Source organism: Bacteroides sp. 224, from assembly GCF_010500995.1.
Taxonomy (GTDB): domain Bacteria; phylum Bacteroidota; class Bacteroidia; order Bacteroidales; family Bacteroidaceae; genus Bacteroides.
Map to the genome: position 1 here is coordinate 1 of NZ_QVMK01000081.1, position 1,713 is coordinate 1,713.

Genomic DNA, 1,713 nt, shown 5'->3' on the forward strand with positions numbered 1-1,713 from the left:
TTTCATACGTAAATTAAGTTGTGCTCCCCACTGCCGAGGAGCGTTTTAAATCATTTTTCAATCTATTACTTTGAATTCAGACAAAAGAAAGAATAGCACTTGTTGGTGTGACAAATGCAGTTTGGTTATCGGCATTTTATGTATAAACTGCTAAGGATTTAAAATTTCATACACGTGCTCTTATGGCTCAGTCTTTGCCGCTTAGCAGTCAGAGGCCAGTTTCATACCCGGATTCTTATTATCCGTAAATAACAGTTCCAGTAAAAATCGACCTTAATTGTGTGCTTTAAGTTATCTGTTGTTCCTTTGGTGGAATCTCTGAGAGTTTAACCTTATACCCAAGCTTTTCCAACTCTTTCTTTAGATAAGCTTTGCGCTTCTTCTCTACTCGTGAGTTTACATACTCTGCGCCCAACTCCCGATATTCACAACTGTCTTTTAAGATGTGGTAAACTGACTTCAGGATCGAATGTCCTACAGCAATTAATGCTCTTTTCTTTCCCCTGCGGGCAGCCAGTTTATGGTATCTTGCAGAATAAAACGTGTTTTTAGTTCGAGTGGCAGCCCATGCAGCCTCTGTGATTACAGACTTGACTTGTTTGTTCCCATGAGTGATTCGTCCGCTTTTTTTTTGCCCGCACTCTCATTGTTTCCCGGACACATACCTGCCCATGAAGCCAAATGTTTCTCTGTGGGGAAAGCGCTCATATCTAAACCAATCTCAGCAACCAGGTCTTCAACTGTCTTTGTGCTCAAACCGGGAACTTTCTTTAATAACTCTAACACGTTGTCATAAACAGAAAGCATATTCTTTATACGCTCATTCAGATCGGCAATGATTTGCTCGGTCTGAGCAATATCACGACGGATAATACCAAGCATATAAATATGATGCTCCTCTACCAAACCATTACAAGCTTCGTATAAATCCTCTTTAGAAGCACTTAACTTGCCATGATAGACGCTGTCGATATCAGACATTGTTATAGACTTACCTGCACAAATCATATCAATGAGTTTGGTGGCAGTCACACCCATAGTATCGGAAAGAACACTTGAAAGTTTTATGTTGCAATCTTCAAGTATACGCATGGTGCGATTTTTTTCAGAGGCGACATGCTGGATCAATTTTGTCCGATAGCGAGTCAAATCACGAAGCTCACGTTGCTCGCGAGCAGGAATGTAACTAGGCTTTAATAAACCGGCTAAGAGTAGTTTGCAAATCCAGGCACTGTCAGCCTTGTCGGTCTTATGACCCGGAACATACTTTATATGCCGGGCATTAACAATCCAAACTATTAAACCGGCAGGCTCCAAAACCTTATAAACAGGTTTCCAATAAACACCAGTGCTCTCCATGGCAACATGGGTAACACCATTGGCCAATAACCATTCTTTCAATGCTGTCAAAGAACTAGTGAAAGTGTTGAACTCACGAGTCTCCTTGCGAAGACCAGAGCCATCAATTGTCGCAACCACCACTTTCTTGTGGACATCGATACCGCAACCACGCGATACCATACTCGGAAATGATACTGTATCCATAGCTATTATTGTTGGTGAACCTAACAAAGGTAGCTATAACCCACAATTTACATTACCTTTGGCGACGAGTTTTTGTCATGGGTGTTTCATACGTAAATTAAGTTGTGCTCCCCACTGCCGAGGAGCGTTTTAAATCATTTTTCAATCTATTACTTTGAATTCAGACAA

1 protein-coding gene is annotated in these 1,713 nt (G+C 41.1%); it reads right to left on the reverse strand.

Going from position 1 to position 1,713, the window contains the following annotated elements; genetic code table 11:
- Window positions 1-582 precede the first annotated feature (582 nt).
- The gene (locus tag D0T60_RS18385) at window positions 583-1,482 is read right to left on the reverse strand and encodes an IS110 family transposase (RefSeq protein ID WP_163219928.1); all 900 of its coding nucleotides are present in this window, start codon (window positions 1,480-1,482) and stop codon (window positions 583-585) included.
- Between the last annotated feature and the right edge of the window lie 231 nt (window positions 1,483-1,713).